Here is a 3,689-nt window from a genome sequence, read left to right as displayed (position 1 = left end):
TTTAACCGGGTATCGATGCGATTCATCAAATGGTTCCTCCTTCTCGTAAACGAATAATGGGAGCACGGGAGCGTTGGCATTTGCTTCTCTTCGTTGAACCAAAAAATGGTTCGATGTGGATATTTGTTCTCGATAAGCATCCTTCCAGCAAGTAGAATCGTTTTGTAAGTTTTTTACTTTTTGGAGGGATGACGGTGAAAAAAAGACAAATTCTCATCACCATGGCGTTTAATATGTTTCTGATCCTGTTTGGAGCTACATTGTTTTTCATGTCCACCACGATGCCCTTTTTTTCTGAACGTCCTACGCTGTATACCATCTTAGGATTAGTTCTGGCTGGGACCAGCAGCTATGATTTATTCAAAAACATTAAGAAACTACGACGGCTAGCGATGGATCCCTGATCGATGAAAAATGGATAGAATCCACGCTTTTTCGTCGATCAATGGTCGTCCCTTTTCCCAAGGATCGTTCCACAGCAAAACAGCAAGCATCAAACACCCTAGCTGTCATGAAACAAGCTCACTTGAGAACAGCCCCCCTGCAAAAGATAAAATCCAGAAAGAGCATAAGGGAAAAATGATATCACGTCGTGCTATCCCCGGCAGTGCCGGGGTTTTCGTTTGATATCGTGAAAAAAACGTTTGTCCCCATTTTTGCGTACTGCCTGTTCACGGTTTTGTGTACAAAACCGGGGGCGTTCGACACTTCAGCGTACTGGTTGAGAAGCTATTATTGCAGGTTATGGACCAAAATAAAGCCAACACCTGGTTCCATGATGCCTAAGATCGAAACGCCAATAGACCCTTTTATGATGTCTTGATGGTGGATGGATCGTACACGCTAACGTGTCTGTTAATGGCTCTCTCCTAGCAAAATAAATGGATCCTTAGCTTAGCCATCTATCGTTAAGGTCCTGGAGAAATGGTTGCAGCAATGATCCATGGTTGATCGAGCAAACAGATCCTTCTTTTCTTTTTCGATAGTCGGATCCATACCGCACGTCTTGAAAGACGCTGAGAAGCCACAGAGTCGTTTAGCTGTTCGTTCTCTTCCCTAAGGTCTAATGACGTAGGAATAACGCTCTCGTGCCGGCTGTGTTTGTTCTAGGGGTTACTTATGATCAATGGCGCAGCAATGCTTAAGTTGTATCGTTGCCAAAGGCTTTCCAAAGTTTTGGGATCTTGTTGGCTTTGTGCGACGAGACGACGTAATGCGTAAACGACTGCTTTGTTTCCGGATCCTTATACGTATTAATCTCATAAGTTTCCGTGGGAGCGGTGACCACGACTTCGGCGGCCCATTGTGCTCGTTTTTTCCCTTTGGATCGGCGATCACTTACCATGATTCCTGGAACCTGTCCCTCATTGACGATCAAATACTGCGTCATGCTATCGGGATCGGCTTCGATCTTCACGTGAAAACCAATCGCGGTTAATTCTTTTTCCAACTGTTTCACACTTCGATTAATCTTGGAGATGGTGCCTGCCATCGACTTTCCCCTCCTCCATGAATTTATGAGCCATCCTGCAGCCAATTATAGTTCAACGGATGATTAGCTGGTAAATGCGGATATGGCTGGTCAATCATGTCTCGTTTCAGGCGGTGCTTATGTAAGGTATTGTCCAGGCACGTTCGCAGATACGCTTCGTAATGACGAACCGGTTCTTTTTTGTTGGCGATTTCGTCTTTGACTCGTTGAATGACATCGGGTGATAAGCCTTTTTGGAGATATTCTTTTTCTATATCGGACGTATCTTGATATTCCAATGAAGAATTGTCAACGTTCTTGTTAACAAGTATTTCTTTGTTAGTATTTTTTTGTTCTTGTTTATTTGTATTATATTTCTTTTGTAGTTGAACGTTTTGTACAGTACGCAATGTACTGTACGCAGTGTACTGTACGTTTTGTACAGTAGAAAAATCTTCTTCTGAAGTGGGAATCGGGAAGTAATTATCTTTAATTTCTGAAACACTATACACTGAAGAACTTTCTTTTAAGATTTCTTTAAGCTGTTCATCAACAAAAGTTAAATACTCTTCTTCCTCAAAAGGGATATCTGATACATTATAAAAATATGTTTTCTTGCCATTGATATAGCAAACAAAACCAACAGCATATCGATTCTCTAATAGTATTTTCCAAGCTGTATCTACTTTTCTTCTAGAAAATTTATTTTGTAAGTGTGTTTTATGTAAGGTCCAATCCTCAGGCAAACTCATAATATAAGTTAACAATCCTATTGCTTGAAGATCGTCTAATCCTTCTTGTACTGCTTGATTATGAAGCTGCAGATAATTAGATGTTTTTGTTCTTTTAATAATTGCCATAATAAAAACTCCCATCAAGTATTTTGGATGAGAGTTATTTCTACACATTTAAAGTTTCTCCTGAACGAAGTTAAATACAGATTTAGAATGAACACATCTCTTGAAAAGATATAAGAATATGCTAAACTAAAATCAAATAGTTTTTCTTCTCGTCATAGAAGAGTTTGTTTTTGTGTAGGGAATAACTCTCTACAAAGGCAGTCAGTGTTGGTAGCACTGGCTGCTTTTTATTGTTTAAGTATATAATATCTGAATTACTATTTATAATCAATCTCCCATTTGTTGCCAAGAAAAGCGCCTTCATGTATATTTAAAAAGGCTTGTAATGCACACAGGCTTACATACCATTCCTTAAAGATCATGCTCTCCAGGGCATGGTCTTTTTAATATCCAAAAAGCTTCTTCCAAAACCCTTTCTTTTCTTGCACTTCTTCGTTTGTACTTCTATCTGTATTTTCGTTTTCTAGAGGTTGTTCAGTGACTTGCTCATCCGATTCTGAACTATTTTTGTTTTCTGTATCAGGAAGCTCCTCTTTCGTTTCTTGAGATTCCAGCTGTTTAAGTTCAGTATCATTAAATTTACTTTCTAGTCTTTGAATAGCCTGTTGTTGTTCTTTTAGCATTTCTGACTGTTGAATTATCAGTTCTTTTAATTCTTTAATCTCATCAGGGTTGTAACTGTTATGTTTTGATAAGTTGTGACTGTTATGATCCGGATGTGCAGATTTCATCATACTTACTACTTCTTCAACTGCATCTTGCAAAGTGGTTCCTGGTTGACTTTTGAGTTCCATCATTTTTTTCAACATATTTACCTCGGATTCTTGAAAGGAAATATGGTTGTTTTTTTCTCTAGTGAAGTTATAACCTTCGCGCTCAATAAGTAGATAATATTTTTTAGCAGTAGACTCTTTAACCCCTAATGCATCAGCAAGGTCAGTTAAACGATATTTTAATTCAGTCATAACAATTATGCCCCCTTAACTTAAGTGAATTATAACAGTTGTAATTAAATTCAGCTATTAGTTTTTGATCATTGGGAGTATAACTGTCATAACTAATTGGTTGTGACAGTTATGACTATGAGGTTTTATTAATTTACTTCCGATAAGGGCCGTTATGTTTAGCTGGTAATTATGATTAATTTTATTTCCTAAGCACCGTAGATGTACTAGTCGAAATTGGGAGCACAGATAGACTGATTAAATGACTATTTGAGTTGTAGAAACGGATCCTTCAAAAATCATAATTTCCATAAAAAGTATTTTATGACAAAAAAAGGGCTCTTCACCACAAGTTGGACTTGACACGATAGGGATATGAAAAAAGCGGCTCTTCCTTTATCTTGGTATTGGACT

The 3,689-nt window shown here is 38.1% G+C and carries 4 protein-coding genes; 1 reads left to right on the top strand and 3 read right to left on the bottom strand.

The features are described from left to right. The first annotated feature begins 194 nt into the window (after window positions 1–194). Complete coding sequence (locus ACTTK7_RS17120; RefSeq protein WP_462869310.1) at window positions 195–404, top strand: hypothetical protein; 210 nt, start codon at window positions 195–197, stop codon at window positions 402–404. 737 nt (window positions 405–1,141) lie between these two features. On the opposite strand, the gene ACTTK7_RS17115 is transcribed toward ACTTK7_RS17120, so the two are convergent. The 3 genes from ACTTK7_RS17115 to ACTTK7_RS17105 form a co-directional block, all read right to left on the bottom strand. After that, window positions 1,142–1,492, bottom strand: coding sequence for a hypothetical protein (locus ACTTK7_RS17115; RefSeq protein WP_462869309.1), 351 nt, complete (start codon window positions 1,490–1,492; stop codon window positions 1,142–1,144). Window positions 1,493–1,515: 23 nt separating this feature from the next. After that, the gene (locus tag ACTTK7_RS17110) at window positions 1,516–2,331 is read right to left on the bottom strand and encodes a hypothetical protein (RefSeq protein ID WP_462869308.1); all 816 of its coding nucleotides are present in this window, start codon (window positions 2,329–2,331) and stop codon (window positions 1,516–1,518) included. A 383-nt stretch (window positions 2,332–2,714) separates the two neighbouring features. Continuing rightward, window positions 2,715–3,296 carry a hypothetical protein gene (locus ACTTK7_RS17105; RefSeq protein WP_462869307.1) on the bottom strand — a complete coding sequence of 194 codons (582 nt, stop codon included), beginning with the start codon at window positions 3,294–3,296 and terminating at the stop codon, window positions 2,715–2,717. Window positions 3,297–3,689: the final 393 nt, after the last annotated feature.

Source organism: Marinococcus tarijensis (assembly GCF_054971385.1).
The sequence above is the reverse complement of the archived record's forward strand: the minus strand, read 5'-3'. Positions and strand labels throughout refer to the sequence as shown.